The organism is Microbacterium sp., from assembly GCF_031178525.1.
Lineage (GTDB): Bacteria > Actinomycetota > Actinomycetes > Actinomycetales > Microbacteriaceae > Microbacterium.
On the sequence record NZ_JAPSJA010000220.1, the window covers coordinates 1 to 3894 of the forward strand.

The 3894-nt window shown below is 71.2% G+C and carries 5 protein-coding genes; all 5 read left to right on the top strand.

Annotated elements, in window-relative coordinates; genetic code table 11:
- The first annotated feature begins 119 nt into the window (after positions 1-119).
- A complete protein-coding gene (phnH, locus tag RIF89_RS11900; RefSeq protein WP_309069321.1) occupies positions 120-749 on the top strand; it encodes a phosphonate C-P lyase system protein PhnH in 630 nt (209 codons plus the stop codon).
- Positions 749-1864 (top strand): carbon-phosphorus lyase complex subunit PhnI, encoded by a 1116-nt coding sequence (locus RIF89_RS11905; protein WP_309069322.1) that lies wholly within the window; start codon positions 749-751, stop codon positions 1862-1864. The genes phnH and RIF89_RS11905 overlap by 1 nt, the downstream gene beginning before the upstream one ends.
- Positions 1857-2717, top strand: coding sequence for an alpha-D-ribose 1-methylphosphonate 5-phosphate C-P-lyase PhnJ (locus tag RIF89_RS11910; protein ID WP_309069323.1), 861 nt, complete (start codon positions 1857-1859; stop codon positions 2715-2717). Before RIF89_RS11905 ends, RIF89_RS11910 begins: the two co-directional genes overlap by 8 nt.
- Entirely contained in the window at positions 2714-3514 is an 801-nt protein-coding gene (phnK, locus tag RIF89_RS11915; protein ID WP_309069324.1) for a phosphonate C-P lyase system protein PhnK, read from the top strand. The genes RIF89_RS11910 and phnK overlap by 4 nt, the downstream gene beginning before the upstream one ends.
- Positions 3515-3517: 3 nt before the next feature.
- Positions 3518-3894, top strand: a 377-nt coding sequence (locus tag RIF89_RS11920) for an ATP-binding cassette domain-containing protein (RefSeq protein WP_309069325.1), incomplete at its 3' end; no start/stop codon positions are given.

The window sequence follows — 3894 nt, forward strand, 5'->3', positions numbered from 1 at the left end:
GCTCGAGCGGGCGCAGGCCGAGCGTGACGCGCTCGCCCGCGCGCCGAGGCGCGAAGCACGGTCGTCGACTTCTTCACCGTCGCTCGGGAGAACTCCGGCCCGGACGAGGAGGATGACGAGTGAACACACTGACGGCGCAGAACCACCTGCCGGGCTTCGCCGATCCCGTGCACGACGCGCAGCGCGTGTTCCGCGCGGTGCTCGCGGCGATGGCGCGCCCCACGCTGGCGCAGCCGATCCTGGGCCTCGCCCCGCTGCAGACTCCCGCGCCGCTCGGCCGCGTCGCGGGAGCGGTCGTCCTCGCCCTGTGCGACGAGCAGACGCCGGTCTGGCTCGACAAGCGCCTCGGACGCGGATCCGACGTGTGCGCGTGGATCCGCTTCCACACCGGAGCGCGCCTGGTCGAGCGGCCGGAGGATGCGCTGTTCGCCATCGCGTCGTCGCCGTCCGCCGCGCCCCGGCTGGCCGACCTCGCGCAGGGCACCGACGAGGAGCCGCACCTGTCCGCCACGCTCCTGATCGACGCGGTCGGCGCACACCCCATCGGCGCGTTCACCGCGACGGGTCCCGGGGTGAACGGCGGCGAGACGTGGGACGGCGCGGGGCTGCCCGGCGGCTTCCTCTCGCAGTGGGAGGCGAACCGCGCGGGGTTCCCGCGCGGCGTGGACGTCATCCTCGCCGGGGCGAACGAGGTGCGCGCGCTGCCGCGAACGACCAAGCTCGCCGGACACGAGAACAGGAGCGCCTGATGTACGTCGCCGTCAAGGGAGGCGAGCAGGCAATCGCCAATGCGCACGCCCTGCTGGCCAAGCGCGGCGCGGGGGAGAGCGCCCGCATCGACTACGCCCAGGTGCGCGAGCAGCTCGGCGTCCTGGTCTCACGCGTCATGGCCGAGGGATCGCTGTACGACCCCGACCTCGCCGCCAAGGCGCTGCTGCAGGCGCAGGGCGACGTGCTCGAGGCCGTCACGCTGCTGCGCTCGTACCGCACCACACTGCCGCGTTTCGGCACCACGGCCCCGATCGACACCGCGGCGCTGCCGGCCGAGCGGCGCATCTCCGCGACGTTCAAGGATCTGCCCGGCGGCCAGCAGCTCGGCGCGACGTTCGACTACACGCACCGCCTGCTCGCGGACGAGCTGGAGACGCCGGATGTCCCGGCGCACGGAACCGCGCAGGATGACGCCCCGATGCCGCGCATCACCGACCTGCTCGGCGTCGACGCGCTGATCGAACCCGATGTGCCGGAGGACTGGACGGATCCGGATCCGGCCGACCTCACGCGCGAGCCGACCGTGTTCCCGATGACGCGCGCCGAGCGGCTGCAGGCGCTGACCCGCGGCGACGAGGGGTTCCTGCTCTCGCTCGGCTACTCGACGCAGCGCGGCTTCGGCCGGACGCACCCGTTCGCGGGCGAGGTGCGCGTGGGCGAGGTCGAGGTGCTGTTCCATGCGCCCGAGCTCGGCTTCGAGGTGCCCATCGGCCGCATCGAGGTCACGGAGTGCCAGATGATCAACCAGTTCGTCGGCGGACGCGATGCGCGGGGCGCCGAGCGTCCGCCGCAGTTCACGCGCGGCTACGGCCTCGTGTTCGGCCGCGCCGAGCGCAAGGCCATGTCGATGTCGCTCGTCGATCGCGCGCTGCGCCACGACGAGTTCGCCGAGCGCGCCGTGTCTCCCGCGCAGGACGAGGAGTTCGTCATCAGCCACGCCGACAACGTGCAGGCGACCGGCTTCGTCGAGCACCTGAAGCTGCCGCACTACGTCGACTTCCAGGGCGAGCTCGTGCTCATCCGGCAGCTGCACCGGGAGTTCGAGGAGCGCCGCGCCACGGCGGCCGCAGCCGAGGAGGACGCCCATGTCTGAGCCCCGCATCGTCTACAACGAGGGCTACCTCGACGAGCAGACCAAGCGCGTCGTGCGCCGCGCGCTGCTCAAGGGCGTCGCGATCCCCGGCTTCCAGGTGCCGTTCGCGTCGCGCGAGGTGCCGATGCCGCGCGGCTGGGGGACGGGCGGCGTGCAGGTCACCGCCGCGGTGATCGGCGCGTCCGACACGCTCAAGGTGATCGACCAGGGCGCCGACGACACGACCAACGCGGTGTCGATCCGGCAGTTCTTCGAGAAGGTCGCAGGATCCCGCAGCACGACGCGCACGGACCTCGCGACCGTCATCCAGACGCGCCACCGGATCCCCGAGACGCCCCTCGTGGAGGGCCAGATCCTCGTGTACCAGGTGCCGATCCCCGAGCCGCTGCGGTTCCTCGAGCCGCGCGAGACCGAGACGCGGCGCCTGCACGCGCTCGAGGAGTACGGCCTGATGTACGTCAAGCTCTACGAGGACATCGCCAGGTACCGCCACTTCGCCACCACGTACGACTACCCCGTGCTCGTCGACGGGCGCTACGTGATGGCGCCGTCGCCGATCCCGAGCTTCGACAACCCGAAGATGCACCAGAGCCCCGCGCTGCAGCTGTTCGGCGCCGGTCGCGAGAAGCGCATCTACGCGGTGCCGCCGTACACCGACGTCGAGAGTCTGGGGTTCGAGGACTTCCCGTTCGAGCCGCAGCGCTTCGACACCCCGTGCGAGATCTGCGGATCGGACGGCGTCTACCTGGACGAGGTCGTGATGGACGACAAGGGTGGGGTGATGTACGTCTGCTCCGACACGGATCACTGCGAGCGGACGGCCGCTGCCGCACAGAAGGAGGCGGTCCGATGATCGACGAGTCCCCGCTGCTGAGCGTCACGGGCGCCGGTCACCGCTACGGCGACCGGTTCGGCTGCCGCGACGTGAGCTTCGACCTGTGGCCCGGCGAGGTGCTCGCGGTGGTGGGCGAGTCCGGATCCGGCAAGTCCACGCTGCTCGGGATGCTCGCGCAGCGCCTGTCGGTCGACGAGGGATCCATCCGATATCGGATGGCCGCCGCCAGCGAAGACAGGACACGCGAACAGCTCGCCGACCTGTCGTCGCTCACCGAGCGCGACGTGCGCCGGCTCTGGCGCACCGAGTGGGGCTTCGTGCACCAGAACCCGGCCGACGGCCTGCGCATGCACGTCAGCGCGGGAGGCAACATCGGCGAGCCGCTCATGGCGAACGGCCTGCGCCACTTCGGCACCATCCGCTCGCAGGCGGAGGAGTGGCTGGCCCGCGTGGAGATCCCCGTCAGCCGGATCGACGACGCCCCCGCGACGTTCTCGGGCGGCATGCGTCAGCGCCTGCAGATCGCCCGCAACCTCGTGTTCGGCCCGCGGCTCGTGTTCATGGACGAGCCGACCAGCGGGCTCGACGTGTCGGTGCAGGCACGTCTGCTCGACCTGATCCGTTCGCTCGTGGCCGACCTCGGGCTGTCGGTCGTGATCGTCACACACGACCTCGCCGTCGCCCGTCTGATCTCGCACCGCACGCTCGTCATGAAGGACGGCGCGGTAATCGAATCGGGGCTCACGGATCGCGTGCTCGACGATCCGCAGGCCGCCTACACCCAGCTGCTCGTCTCCTCGATCCTCCAAGGCTGATCCATGACCCTCACCATGCATCCGGACGCTCTCGATCAGGACCCCGTCCTCTCGGTCGAGGACGTCGACAAGACCTTCACGCTGCATCTGCAGGACGCCCAGCGGCTGCCCGTGCTGCGCGGGCTGACCTTCGACGTGCCGCGTGGGCGCTGTGTCGTGCTCGGCGGGGAGTCGGGATCGGGCAAGAGCACCGTCATGAAGATGGTGTTCGGCAGCTACGGCGCCGACTCCGGGCGCATCCTGCTCTCGCACGCGGGCGGCGTGCTGGACCTGGCGACCGCGCAGCCGCGCGAGGTGCTCGCCGCGCGGCGCGAGACCATGGGCTACGTGAGCCAGTTCCTGCGCGCCGTGCCGCGGGTTCCGGCGCTCGACGTGGTGGC